The 13,778-nt window shown below is 52.8% G+C and carries 8 protein-coding genes; all 8 read right to left on the reverse strand.

Features of this window, described 5'->3' with window-relative positions; translation table 11 throughout:
- Positions 1-101: 101 nt before the first annotated feature.
- Entirely contained in the window at positions 102-2,063 is a 1,962-nt protein-coding gene (locus MHI45_RS06165) for a WG repeat-containing protein (protein WP_076109792.1), read from the reverse strand.
- Between the two features lie 91 nt (positions 2,064-2,154).
- Positions 2,155-3,213: a galactose ABC transporter substrate-binding protein gene (locus MHI45_RS06170; protein WP_076109793.1), complete on the reverse strand. Its 1,059-nt coding sequence runs from the start codon at positions 3,211-3,213 to the stop codon at positions 2,155-2,157.
- Between the two features lie 131 nt (positions 3,214-3,344).
- Entirely contained in the window at positions 3,345-4,370 is a 1,026-nt protein-coding gene (locus MHI45_RS06175) for a substrate-binding domain-containing protein (RefSeq protein WP_076109794.1), read from the reverse strand.
- On the reverse strand, positions 4,367-6,196 hold the full coding sequence (locus MHI45_RS06180) for a sensor histidine kinase (RefSeq protein ID WP_083675525.1): 1,830 nt from the start codon (positions 6,194-6,196) through the stop codon (positions 4,367-4,369). The genes MHI45_RS06175 and MHI45_RS06180 overlap by 4 nt, the downstream gene beginning before the upstream one ends.
- A 2-nt stretch (positions 6,197-6,198) precedes the next feature.
- Positions 6,199-7,848, reverse strand: coding sequence for a response regulator (locus tag MHI45_RS06185; RefSeq protein ID WP_076109795.1), 1,650 nt, complete (start codon positions 7,846-7,848; stop codon positions 6,199-6,201).
- A gap of 337 nt (positions 7,849-8,185) precedes the next feature.
- Positions 8,186-8,650 (reverse strand): GNAT family N-acetyltransferase, encoded by a 465-nt coding sequence (locus MHI45_RS06190; RefSeq protein ID WP_144024272.1) that lies wholly within the window; start codon positions 8,648-8,650, stop codon positions 8,186-8,188.
- Positions 8,640-9,830 carry a formate-dependent phosphoribosylglycinamide formyltransferase gene (gene purT / locus MHI45_RS06195; RefSeq protein ID WP_076109796.1) on the reverse strand — a complete coding sequence of 397 codons (1,191 nt, stop codon included), beginning with the start codon at positions 9,828-9,830 and terminating at the stop codon, positions 8,640-8,642. The genes MHI45_RS06190 and purT overlap by 11 nt, the downstream gene beginning before the upstream one ends.
- A 147-nt stretch (positions 9,831-9,977) precedes the next feature.
- Positions 9,978-13,658, reverse strand: coding sequence for a dynamin family protein (locus tag MHI45_RS06200; protein WP_341159856.1), 3,681 nt, complete (start codon positions 13,656-13,658; stop codon positions 9,978-9,980).
- Positions 13,659-13,778: the final 120 nt, after the last annotated feature.

Consider the following 13,778-nt stretch of genomic DNA (forward strand, 5'->3'; position numbering starts at 1 on the left):
CATACAACAAAAAAGCCGCCATCCTAATCAGGACAGCAGCCTCCTATTGACTTCGCTGTACATTCTGTACAGGTTAAGACGTTATCTTCGTTGCTGGAAGGTTAATGGAAAGACTGCCAGAACTCGCCTTCGGTCGAGATCAGACCCATGATTTCTGCATAAGGAATACGGAATGTCGGGAAACCCGCAGCATATGGGGCGATCTCGTATGGAGCGAAATACAGATACAGCGCTTCTTCATCAACAAAAAAGGGCTGATCCGCCGTAATTCCCTTGTAGGTGTCCGGAAAAACGTATGAGTACTGGGGATCGTTCGCAATCTGTTTGCCGACAATTGCGCTGAGCTTCGCCACATATTTGCTGCCCGGCTTGAACAGGTCACGAAGAGCATAAAATTTGCCGTTGCGCAAATTGATATGAACATAAATCCGGGTAGGCATGCCATGGGCAGCGCCAAAAGGGTACTTGTAGCCGCTCAGTTCCAGTACAAGCAGATTTTTGCGGAAGAAGGAGACGGCAAAATCCCCGGTATAGCTGTAATCCTGCGTCCCTTCACCGGTCCCCGCTCCTTCGGCAAGGGAAAGGCTGCGCAGCTTGTCATTTACTTCTCTGGATACCTCGGAGTTTGCAATCCCTTCGATAACCGGATAATACACCAAATAGTCTCTATTCGGTTTGTATTTCTTCTCCAGCACTGAATAAGGCGGCCGGAGGGTTATGACTCCATTTTGCCTCCATACCTGATTGCCCCGCCGGTCGTAATAGGCTGTCCGCTGATCCACGTCAGCCCTGATCAGACTTCCGCTGAAGGAAAGTGTGCCTGAACCGGCAATCACGGGCGGCTGAGCTGCTTTTTTTCCGCTTTTGTCGATGAAATAGGTATCGGTGGCGTCAAACACTGAGGCGAGTCCATTCTGATAATTGTTCACACCCAGCAAGGGGTGGGTGCTGAGGATTCTGCCGGTTACCGCATCAGCGATAGCATAACGTGAACCGCGGTAAGGCTGGTCTGGATACACTGGTGTACCCAATGCCACCCGGTCTTCACCCAGCTGTTGAACTTCATAATACTGGGCTGGAACTACGAGCTTCCCCTGCTTGTCAATCAGGCCGTAGGCATTGCCATAATTCTCTGCCGTATTGATCACCGCTCTCCCCGCAGAAAATGGCAGGGCGGCTGTATACTGCGGCTCTATCGCGATGCTTCCGTCTATCCGCAGATACCCGTATTTACCGTTCTCGGTAGCCTGGTATGCCAGCAGGCCATCCCCCGGATAACCTACAAATGGATATTTATACGTATGCAGCACGGTGCCTTGCGGGTCAATCAGCGCAAACTCCCTATCGCCCAGCTTGACCAGTGCCGTTCCGTTCATGAAATCACTGGCGTCCTCGTAAACCGCAGGCAGTACTTCTTTTCCCTGGGCATCCAGATATCCGTAGCGGGAAGTACCCGTCGTACTTTGTTTGGAGAACATCGCACGCCCTTCATGCAGCGAATTTAAGTAATCATAACGCGCTGCTGTAACCTGCTTGCCTCTTTCGTCAATCAACGTATAACCTTTGGCATCGGAAACCACAGCACGGCCTTCTGAAAAAGGGGCAATAAAGGAATAGGCCGGTCTCACTTTCTCCCGCCCGGAGCTGTCAATCAGGCCGCTCTTGTCGTTGCGCTGCACAATCGCCAGGCCGTTCTCCTGAAAATCCTCGGCATATTCATACCTCGGCTCAATACCCGTCCGTCCTACATTGTCGATATACCCCCAACGAGTCCCCTCTTTAAGCTTAAAAGGAGCGGGATGCAGCAAATCTGCCCGCAGCTCGCTGTCATCCAGCTCAGGCAGGAAATAAAGCGCCTCTACAGGCTTTTTGGAGTAATCTACCCGATACAAACCCGCTTCTGCAGGAATCGTTACGAACAGATCATCATCCGCACGGATGAAATCCTCTTCCTGCTGAGGAATACATTCATTCCAGCCAATCCCGTCCCATCTCCACACTTCCGTCTGCACCAGGCTGTTATCCGTTCCTTTCGCCAGCTCATTCAGCTTAATCCTCAGCATCCCGTCGCTCTCCTTTACAAGGGCTTTTGCCTATAGGATATGTGGTCAAGGGAGAAAGGGTGTGTGGTAGTAAGCTCTGACGCTTTCCTAATTATTCGACGTCGGCGACATTGTCTCTGGTAATCTTCTTGTAGGGGATCCATACATACTGGTTATCGGTAATGTCGAAACCAATATTTTGTTTGGTTGGCGCTTCGCCTCTAGAGAGAACAGCCGCAAGTTTGATTGCTGCTTTGCCTTGGATGTTGGAATCATTTAGCACAGTGCCCAGCATGGTCCCCTCTTTGAGTGCTTTAACGGCCGGAGCTGTCGCATCTACACCGACTACCGGCATGTATTTCCCGCCGGAAAAATATCCGTCAGCTTTTAAAGCTTTAATTGCACCGAGGGCCATATCATCGTTGTTGGCAAGCACAGCTTCTATCCGGTCTCCGCAGGTCTTCAGAAAGCCCGCCATTTTCTCCTGGCCCTTCACCCGGTCGAACATTCCGCTGTCTTCCGCCAGTTTCTCGACCTTGATACCTTCATCTTCAATCGCCTGGATGGAATAATTGGTCCGCAGCTCGGCATCCTGGTGTCCCGGCTCGCCCTTCAGCATGACATATTGAAGCACTCCGTCGCCGTTCTTATCAGCTTCGGGATGGGACTTCCAGTATTCCGCGATAATCTGGCCGGACATGGTGCCCGATTCTTCTGCTTTGGCGCCTACATAATACACCTTATCCCATTTCTTCATATCTTCCGGAAACGGTTCACGGTTCAGGAAGACGACCGGAATGTCGGCGGTTTTTGCTTTGTCAATGATAACTCCTGCAGCAGTGCGGTCAACCGGATTAATCAGCATGCCTTTATATCCCTTGGTAATGAAAACGTCAACCTTGTCATTTTGCGTAAGCTGGGAGTTTTTGCTGTCTACAATGTCCACAGCTGCGATGCCTTTGGCTGCCGCCACAACCGATTTGCGGACACCGGCCATAAACGTATCACTGAATTTATAAATGGCTACACCAATTTTTGGAGCTGAGCCGGTACCACCAGGGATTGCCGCCTCAGCGCTGCCGCCGGTATTCGCAGGGCTGCCTCCGCAGCCGGACATAACAGCACCCAGCAACACGGCGGCGAATAAAACGGAAGACATTTTTTTCATCACTAATTGACCTCCCGAAGGTAAATCTTTCTTATGCCGGATCTGTCCCAGGTACATCATTATGCCTGAAAAAGGCACAGTTGCGAATATAAAATCCTACTGTATTCAATAAAAATTCTAATGAGTTCCCTATGCTACCGGACAAAAGGAAACAGCAGCTTTTGATTCTCGGGCCATAGCATGTTTTCCAGGTCAATCAGCTTGGTGCCAGTATCCACACGCTCCGGAATGTCGATGCCTTCCAGGGCTTGGGCTGCATATTTCACGGCCAAATAACCGTTGCTGAACGGATTCTGGATCACAGTTGCCTGGACGGTTCCGTCCTGAAGCATTTCCATCATCGAGGGAGAGCTGTCGAAGGCCACCATTTTAACCTTATGCTGCTTCAGATTCTGCAGCACTTTGCCCGCGCCCTGCGACGCCGTTTCATTCAATGTGGCGATTCCGCGCAAATCGGGATGGTTCTGCAGCATGTCCCGGGTTAATGATTCCGCATGGTCTGTATTCGAGGAGGTATAGGAAATCTGCACGACCTGAACATTCGGATAACGGGCTGCATAGTTCAGGAAACCCTTTTCCCTTTCTTCCGCGTCCCGGGCTCCATAATCAATCGGTCCGCTGGATTCCGGCTGCACGTTCTGAGAGGAGTTGGTGAAATTGATGATTCCAATCTCACCATATCCGTTCAACAGTTGTATCAGTCTTTCCGCTGATTTCTGTCCGGCTTCATAGCCATTTGAACCCACGTAGGCTTTGACTCTGGCCGAACCAACCTCGGCATCGACGGAAATGACAGGGATTTTGTAATAGGCGGCCTGATCCACTACCTGGGCCAACCCCATATAACTGCTGGCTGCCAAAATAATCGCCTCTGCCTTTTGATTAATAGAATCCTCAACCATGGTAATCTGCTTATCAATCTCACTCTCCGAATCAGGTGCCTTGAACGTCAGCTTGACATTGAATTCCTTGGCGGCGGCTTCAGCACCGAGCTTAACCGTGTTCCAGTAATCCCCTTTGTTCATCTTGACAATCATATCGATATTATGCGTTTTATTGGTGCTGATATAAGCGGCGGGAGACGTATTGAAGCAGGAAGTGACCGTCAGCCACAGCACCGGACAAAGCAGCAGGATCAGCCACAATCGTTTGCTTCTCATGGAGATGATTCATCCTCCTTCTGCGGCTCCGGACCCTCCGCGGTTTGGATTGCCGGGAATGTAATAGTGACCGTTGTGCCTTCCTCAAGCTCGCTTTCGAATGCAAGACCGAATTCGCGTCCGTAATAAAGTCTGATCCGCTCATTCACATTCCGCACGCCTACACCAGAGCCGCTGCCGCTTTTGGTCCCGCCGCTCAAGATCATATTCAGCATTTCTCTCGGCATTCCTAGCCCGTTATCGCTGATTGTGATAACAATTAAGCCATGCTGAAGCTCCGCACTAATGGAGATCAAACCTTCGTCCGGCAGCATTTCAATCCCGTGATACAGCGCATTTTCTACAATCGGCTGCAGAATCAGCTTAATCGTCTGGTACTGGAGCACTTCATCCTGCGCCTTGATTTCAAAGCGGAATTTATTCTTGAAGCGGAAGCTCTGGATGACAAGATAATGGCGGATATGGTCCAGCTCTTCCTGCACGGTAATAATATTATTACCCTTGCTCAGGCTGATCCGGAAAAACTTCGACAACGATTGGATCATCGTGACCACTTCCTCGTTTTTGCCCCGTTCGGCAAGCCGGATGACAGAGTTCAGCGTGTTGTACAAAAAGTGCGGGTTGATCTGCGACTGCAGTACTTCAAGCTCACCTTTGCGTTTGGTCTCCTGCTCATAAATAATCTGGTCCATCAGCTGGCGGATCCGCTGGAGCATCAGGTTAAAGCGCCGTGACAGCTGTTCAACCTCATAAGCGCCGCTGACATTGATCGGAGTATTCAGGTCACCCTCACCTACCTGCTTGACGGTCCGCTCCAGCTTGCGGATGGGACTGGCAATGAGCCAGGACAGGAAGACGGAGACAGCAATGACGCCAAGAATAACAGCAGCCAGAAACCAGACCAGAAAATGATTCAGATCCCGTTTCGTAGTCACAATTTCATCGTAATAAGCGACACCGACGATTTTCCAGCCGGTTTCGGCCAGCGTGCGTACGGTAATAAAACGTTTCTCTCCTGTCGATTCATCCAGATAGCTGCGGTAAGCATACTCCAGCACCGGTTCCACATTCTCATACTTTAGGCCGGCATAAATGAGCTGCTGCTGCGGGTGATAAACAATGTTGCCCAGCGAGTCCAAAATGTAAGCGTATCCTCTTTTGCCAAGCTTGACCTGCCGGCTCAGCTCATCAATCGTCCGGAAGTTGAAGTCGATCAGCAGGATGCCGGTTTTCAGTTCTCCGTTTTCTCTGTATTGAATCATTTTGCTGATGGAGACAACCCAGGTATACCGCCCCTTGAATAAATTTTGGATATGCGGTGCGGAATAGGAAATCTCCGAGCTTTTTTTGGCAGTGGTGAACCAGCTCTGACTCTCCAGCTGTGTATTCAGGCGCATGTTCTGGCCCGGGGTCCCCACCACATATTTCCCCTGCAGCGTAAACACGGCGACCGACACCAAATCTTCTCTGCTGTTCATCAGCGTATCCATCCGTTCGTACAGCAGCGGGGAGTCAATAGAGGCATTGGTTGTGACCTGTTCCTCTGCCGTCTCAAAAATATTGCTCATTCCTTTGACATACAGCTCCAGATTATAATTCACCTGCTCTATTATCTGCTGCATATTCAGATTGGCATTCTCCTCGGCTGTCTTCGCAAACTTGTTGTACAGCATGAAGCTGACGATCACCGCAACCAGCACAGTAACCGCTGTGAACGACACCGTAATGATAAGCTGAATACTCCGCAGTTTGGAGGATATCCTTGTTTTGCCGCGTCCGTCTTGCTGCGGGCGCAGCGGAAAAAAATAAGCCTTCGGCCTGTTCATGGCTATCCTCCCCGGGAGCTGTTCTTATACTCTTTGGGAGATTGTCCATATTTCTTGCGGAAGCAGAAGCTGAAATAATTCGGGTCGGCAAAGCCGATTTTTTCGGCAATTTCAAAAGCCTTCAGCTCTGTTGAGCGCAGCAGTTCCTTGGCAGCTTCCAGACGGATCTGCAGCAGATAGCTGACAAAGGTCATCTTCATCTCTTTCTTGAAAATGCTGCTGAAATATCCCGTACTGATATGCAAATGCTGGCAGACTTTGCCGATCGAGATGTCGGACTCCTCATAATGACCCCGGATATATTCCTTGGCTTGGTCAATCAGCTGTTTGTAGCTCGACTGCCGCTCCGAAGCGATGGAATCCATCAGCCGGCTGCACACATTGATAATCCACTGCTTAGCTTCGCCCATATTGTTGAATTTATGGATTTCCGTCAGCGAAGACAGCCCTGATCCGATGTAATCCGTGGTCTCACTGCCTGACTCCTTGGCCACCCGTAGAATCGAGGTGATGATCTCCAGCAGAAACACCTGATAGTCCTGCGTCGAAACCTGTGCGGTGTCCAGTCCCCCGAACAATTCGTCGACAACCTCCTTCAGCTCCTGTACCGTGCCCAGCTTGATCGTGCGGATCAGCGATTGTTGGGTCAGCTCGTCATAAGCCAGCATTTGATTGGATCTTGACTCCACATCTTCGATCCAGATCACTTTGTTGTTGCCGAGAATGAGGCGGTAATCAAGCGCTTGCAGCGCATCCCCGAATGAATTGAACAGCATGGAGGCAGTATGGCATACTGTTCCGGCTCCTGAGGTCACTGTCAGCTTTAGAAACCGCTGTACATTTTGCCGGATTTCCTCCAAGATCTCGAAGGTTTTGCCGGTAATCTCCGCCTCATCCTTCTCCATGCTGACCGAGAGCAGCACGACATCATCCCGGTGTATAAATACTTTCCCGAAACCGTGCTTCAGACAAATTTCCTCAGCGATATTAAGCACCGCGAACAGCTGCAAATTGCGGTCGCCGGTGTCACGCAGGGATACGGGCAGACTCTGGGGAACTCCTGCCCCCTTCTCCGAGCGGATATAATCTATGCTGATTACCGAAGACTGAAAGCTCTCACCAGAGAGGTTGATGCCGTATTCAGCACTTTTCTCGGCGATTTCCGCCGGCCGCAGCCTGCGGGAAACAAGCGAGGAGAGGAATTGTTCACGAAGCACAGGCAGACTCTTCCGGTAATGCTCGCTCAGCACAAATACATTTTCTTTCTCAGCGATTTCCGCCTCTATGGTTTTTCTAACCTTGAGCAGTGTGTCGATCAATTCCTGAGAAGAAAACGGTTTCAGAATATACTCGTCAATTTGCAGTTTAATCGCTTTCTGGGCATACTCAAATTCATCGTAGCCGGTGAGAATTATGATCTTTGTATTGGGATGACGGCTGCGGATCCACTCGGACAGCTGCAGTCCGTTCATGAATGGCATCTGGATGTCGGTCACGACCACATCCGGCAGCAGGCGGTCGATTGATTCCGCAGCCTCACGGCCATTCTCCGCCTGATCTACAACCTCAAAACCATAGCTGCCCCAGTCGATCTGTGCGACAATCCCTTCTCTTACGTCCTCTTCGTCTTCGGCAAGAATCAATTTATACATGCTTCATCCCTCTTATAATTTATGTTTAGGTAATTATAAAACTATTCTAGCTGATTCGATCAACTCTATCTATGTTTAACTTAAGTAAGGGGCAAAAGAAACTGAATGGCTATTCCCCCGGTTCAGCAAATTCATTATACAGTGGCAATGGACGGGTATACATAAGCAAATTGAGGGAATGATATTCTCCTGCGCAGAACGGTCGGGTTTACCTCTACGAAGAATAGACGGCATAAGATTGAATTTCTAAACAGCCTCGATAAAACGGGGGTTACTGAGGAAACTGCAAAAAAAACCATCCCGGTTGCCGGGATGGGGATGATTGTACGTATTAGATTTACAGCAATGCTTTGTTGAAGCGGTAGCCGGTAGTCTGCTCGAAACCCATATGACGGTAAAAAGCATGCGCAGGCGCACGTTCCACACGGTTGCCGCTTCTAAGGAACAGCTGGCAGCAACCCTGCCCGCGGGCCCATTCTTCCGCTGCAGCTACCAATCTTTTGCCGAGGCCGTTGCCTCTAAGCTCCTCTGATACAATCAGCGCGTTGATTTCCGTAATACAGTCCGCATGTTTGTAATAGGATTTCACCTGCCGAAGTCCAATCATTCCCACAACTTCATTGTCCAGTTCAGCGACCAGTGTGCAATGGAACGGATCATTCTCCATGCCTTCCATTCTCTCTTTCATCACGCTAAGTGTTGTCGGATAGCCGAATTCCCGCAGAAGGGCTGTCACTCTCTCCAGATCATTCATGCCGCATTTGCGAATTTGCAGTACTTGCTCCTGAGTACTACTGTTCATTCTCATATACCTCCACTTTTAGCATAGACGCCGCCTGTTTGGCGGTAGTCCGCGCGATTTCTACATCTTCCGCTGCACTGAGGGCTACTGCCATCCGCCGTCCAGGACGGATTTCAGGTTTGCCGAATACCCTAACCTGCGTACGGGGAAACGCCAGCGCTTCGCCGATTCCGGATATGGCAAAAGCCTGTCCGGTTTTTTCTGCTTTCAGGGTAGCTGAAGCGCCCGGTGTTACAAGCGCAACCGAGTCCAGCGGAAATCCAAGAATGGCTCTGACATGCAGAGCGAATTCCGATAAATCCTGCGTAATCATTGTAACCATGCCGGTATCATGCGGTCTGGGCGATACTTCACTGAACAATACTCCCTGCTCTGTAAGAAACAGCTCCACTCCAAAAATACCAAGGCCTCCAAGCTGATCAGTTACCGCTTTGGCGATATTCTGAGCTTCTGCCAGCGTGCGCTCACTCATCTGATGCGGCTGCCAGGACTCTACATAGTCGCCGTCCTTCTGGATATGGCCGATCGGCGGACAGAATACAGTTCCGCTTACCGATCGGACCGTAAGCAAGGTAATCTCACTTTCAAACGTAACGAAAGCCTCCACGATGACCCGTGTCCCTTTGGCCCGTGCTCCTTCCAGAGCCGTATTCCAGCAGTCCTCCACATCACCTGGTTTCTTGCAGACGCTCTGTCCTTTGCCGGAAGAGCTCATAATCGGCTTGATCACACAGGGTGTGCCAAGCTCCTCCACTGCCTGGCGCAATTCGTCCAGACTGTCCGCGAAGCGGTATGCCGCAGTCGGCAGGCCAAGCTCTTCAGCCGCTAAACGCCGGATACCCTCCCGGTCCATGGTCAGCCGGGCTGCACGTGCAGTCGGGACTACGAAGAATCCTTCCGCCTCCAGCTCCAGCAGCGCATGTGTGGCAATAGCCTCAATCTCGGGCACAATCAAGTCAGGCTTCTCGGAACGGATGAGCGCCTTAAGCGCGTCCGCGTCCAGCATATCAATTACATAGGAGCGATGGGCTACACCCATCGCCGGGGCATCTTGATAACGATCCACAGCTACGGTCTCTACGCCAAGGCGCTGAGCTTCGATAATGACTTCCTTACCCAATTCCCCGCTGCCCAAGAGCAGCAGCTTACGGCTTTGAGCTGAAAAAGGAGCTCCCCACATTGTCGACTCCAACCTCTTTCGGCTAATTTGACTGCTGACTCTCTTTTTCTGTAAATGTCGCAGTTTTCATTGTAAATTTTCAGGCTTCTTTATTTTCTTCCATCAACGACCAGATTGCAAGCCTTCTTCGACATTTTCCTACAATCTTCACAGATCGCCGTCTACGATATCGTCGAAACTTCTCTCCAGAACATTTAATTGATGGCCAAGTTGGCCCCAATGTTCCGCAGAATCACCCCCTTTCAAGAGACCGGACATCACTTCCTCCCGCTCAGCCAGAGCTGCTCGGAGTGTTTCTGCCGAACGTTTCAACGCCTGCTCCGCTACACCCGTATAAAAATCCAATAATAAATCTTCCTGCGTTCCGGCGGCTCCGGCAACTGCTTCCTTCAGCCAAGGGTCCGCTGATGCTCTGACTTCGTTACGCCCCGGCCCCTCAAAGAAATGACGCGGCGATTTGAAGCGGCCCCATAATGCTGCCCAATCCAGAGGGGATAACCGGCACTCCAGCTTATCCGGGGAAGGCCAGTTTTCTTCGGCATTGTCCATGAGCTGAAGCTCCTGAGCCGAAATCGACAGTTCCGACGCGGCCGATGAAGCTGCCGTCCGCACGAGTTTTTGACCTGCCGCTTCCAGGCGCAAGGTAGTCGCCCACAATTCCTGTTCCAGCTCGCGCTCAAGGGTGCGTTCCAGCTCTCTGCCACAGGCTGTAAAGATATCTTTCAGATTTCCGCTATCCTCACGCAGCACGGAAGGATGGAAGGATTCCTGGAAGAAACGGCCGAAAGCAAATCCGATCCGCTGCCGCACATGATAGAGCAGTTCTTCACCTTCCCGGCGCAGGTCGCGCAGCGGACGTTCCTCGGCGGAAAGCGCCGTGAGCCGTGCTTCTGCGGTGCGGCGGCGTTCCTGGAGCTCCAGCAGTCCGGCTTCACGCCTTCCTGCCTCCATCTCGGCCAGCTTCTGCCATTCTTCCGCCCGCATGCGCACGGAGGCAATGTTCTCTTGCGCGGCTGCAAGCGACAACCGCGGCAGTTCTCCGCCCGCGAATTCCGCAAGCGCCTCTTCAAAGGTCTGGAAACGGGAGCTTTCATAAGCCTCCCGGTTGTGGTCTGTTTTGCCTTGCAGCGCCAGCAGGCTGGACAAGGTATATATCCGCGGCGAGGTAAGGCCGCCGGCACGCAGGTTCTGCGCGACATGCCCCTTCACCTCTTCCAGCTCCGCTTCGTCTGCGGCCAAATCAGAAGCGTTGATGATAAAGAACATTTTATCCAGCGCAAAGCTGTCTTTAATTCTTCCCAGTTGGGCCAGCAGACCACGGTCCGCTTTGGAAAAGGCATGATTATAATAGGTCACAAAACATATCGCGTCCGCATTCTTCATGTAACCGAAGGTTACACCGGTATGACGGGCATGCAGGGAATCCGCGCCAGGGGTATCCACGAGCACAATGCCGCTCGCGGTCAAGGGACAGTCATAATACAGGTCAATCCCCTGCACAAAACAGGCCCGGGTCTCCTCGGCGACCAGTCCACGGTATTCCTGCAGATCAACAGTCCGCACCGTTCCCAGCAGTCCCTCCGCTTCTGACCATCCCGCAGCCGCCGCCCGCAGGAATCCGGCATGCGGCAGGGCGGAAGGATGCAGTCCGCTGACCTTCAGCCCTGCCACCTCAGCGGTCCAGCTTTGCCGCTGCGGCGGGGCAAGCTGCAGTACGCTGAAGGAATGGAGGATGTCCTCCCAGAAATCCTCCGCGGTCTTCATCGTCACCACCGCGCTGGCATGGCGGAACTCCCCTTCCGGTGACAGGATGCGGTTCACCGCTGCTGTGGCGGGGTGAGGAGACACAGGCAGCACTTCTTCGCCCAGCAGCGCATTGGCGAAGGAGGATTTACCGGCGCTGAACGCTCCGAACAGCGCCATCGTAAAGCGGCCGGCGGCGATGCTCTCCGCCCGTGCCGCAAGGCTGCGCGCCGCCGAGGCCATGGCCGGTTCGCCGCGCAGCAGCTCTGCCGCAGCGCTCAGCGCCGCTGCGGCCTTCGTGAGCCGGCGGCGTCCGCCCGCCGGCGAAACCGGCCCTGCCGCCCAGGCTGCGGCGGCAGGCCTTCCGGCCGCTGTGCCCGGCAGCGGCCGGCCCTCCCGCGGTGCGGCGCTGCTGGCGCCTGCCCGCGGGGCAACCCTCACCTCCGGCAGAGTGCCGGGGGTGAGGGTCCGGCGCGGCAGCAGCAGCGCCGCGAGCTCTGCCGCGCGGGCATCCGCCGCGCGGTCAAGGGCACCCAGCGCGGCGAGCGCGCGCGCCTGCCGCTGCAGGGCTTCTTCGCGGCGCGAGACCTCGGCGCGCCGCTCTTCCAGCAGCGGCGGCAGCTTCGCCAGCAGCTCATCGCCAAGAGACAGGGCCGCCCGGCGGAACTGGGCTTTAATTTCAGCCGCAAGCGCGCGGGTGAAATTAAGCAACGCCTCGCCCGAGGCCCCGGTTCCCGGCTTCACCGAAGCCGCCAGCCACTCCTGGCTCACCGCCGGAAAACTTTGCTTGAGCAGATTCTCGGCCCCCTCCTCCCACACGCCAAGGCCTTCGGCCCATTCCCGGACCAACTGAAGAATATGCCATTCCAGTTGGGCGGTGATTTCCCGCGTTTGCAGTCCGTGCCAGGCTTTTAGCCGTTCTGCTTGCACCTTCTCCCGTTTCGCAGCCGTAAACAGCAGGCCTTGCCGGAAGCCGGGAGCCAGGCTTTCAGCATAAGCACCCGCAGCTTCCCTTACATCGGCAGGCATCAGATTGCTGTTGCCCAGCAGCGCATCGAGTGCATTGCGCAGCGTTAGGATTGACTGATCAGGCAGCTCTGCAAGCTCCTTACGCTCTTCGTTACAAGCCTGAAGCGCTCTTTCCACGGAGTACTTATCCGCACCACCTGATGTTTCCAGCAGCGTTTCGCGCTCCTCCTGCTGCTGCTCGCGGTATTCTGTCACAACCGCATCGGCCACATGATGTACCGAGCGGGACAAGCTGTAGCCAAGCAGCTCCTCCCGATGATCCAGCAGCTGGCGAATCAGTATAAGCAGACCGTCCCATTGATTTAGCGGATGCTCCATGTCCTTAAGTGAAGTGAACAAAATACCTGCGGATTGAATTCCCCATTCGTGGAAAGCGCTTTCCAATTGCTGCCGGTAGGCTTCAATGGCAATTTCCTGTTCACGGTGCTTGTCAATCTGATTGATAATAAGATACAGCGGTTTGCCCCAATCACTGAGGTTTTTGGCAAAAGCCAGGTTATTCTCCGACTGCACATGATTGTAATCCATCACATAAAACACCACATCGGCCAAGTGCAGTGCGGAACGCGTCGCGGCTTGATGCCCGTCATCCGTGGAATCAACCCCCGGGGTGTCCATCAGAACACCATGTGCTCCAAGCAAAGGCACATCCCCCCAGACTTCAATCGCTGAATAATCACCGCCCTTGCGGCAATATTCCTGCAATTTCTCCGGTGTGGTCTCCCATGGGGAATTTGTCTCATTTTGTCCTTCCACCTTGGGATAGAGCAGTACGAGTGGTGCTCCGCTACGGATAGACACGACATTGGCACTGGTCGGAACGGGCCCGGAAGGCAGTACATTGCTGCCGCATAACCTGTTAATCATACTCGACTTCCCTGCCGAAAAATGTCCGCAAAAGGCGAGTGTCAGCTCACGGGCACACTCTTTACTCTCCAAATCGGAGAGTACCCGCTGCGTTTCCGTCTCCCCCCACCGTTCCATCAGTGCTCCCAGCAGAGTAAGCGGCGAATCCGTCAAATTCACTGTTTTATTCTTGGTTTGTTCTGCTGCCACTATCTCCACCTCCGCTGCATCCTAGAAAAAATCGACTTTGTTTGAAGTCTATGTACGTACCCTTCATAAAGCGATATCTAAAATAAATATATCTTAACGTAAAAATAAATGACATAACTA

The sequence above is a fragment of the Paenibacillus sp. FSL H3-0321 genome, from assembly GCF_038002865.1.
Lineage (GTDB): Bacteria > Bacillota > Bacilli > Paenibacillales > Paenibacillaceae > Paenibacillus_AQ.